The 254-nt window shown below is 39.8% G+C and carries 1 pseudogene; it reads right to left on the bottom strand.

Going from position 1 to position 254, the window contains the following annotated elements:
* Positions 1–159 precede the first annotated feature (159 nt).
* Positions 160–254, bottom strand: a pseudogene (locus AACQ81_RS19690) (transposase); the annotation flags it as partial.

The raw sequence follows: 254 nt of genomic DNA, 5'->3' as shown, positions 1-254 counted from the left end.
GTTTCTTTAACAACGGATAAATGTTCAATCAGGGTCATAGGTAAGCGATTAGAAGAGAAATAAGGCTAATTAGATCATGCTATTAATTTTCATTCAATAGATGTTAAAAAAGTATGCTCGCGCCCTGATGGTATCCTGAGTCCAAGTGATAAAACGTCGCCAGCGGTATTTGGCCTGTTTCCAGACGATTTCAATCAGATTCAGCTCTGGGCTGTAAGCGGGAAGATAGAGTAAAAGCATGTTGTGTTCTCGTA

Origin of the sequence: Xenorhabdus sp. Sc-CR9 (genome assembly GCF_963897815.1) — a bacterium.
Classification (GTDB): Bacteria; Pseudomonadota; Gammaproteobacteria; order Enterobacterales; family Enterobacteriaceae; genus Xenorhabdus.
This window is presented reverse-complemented; position numbering and strand designations above follow the sequence as displayed.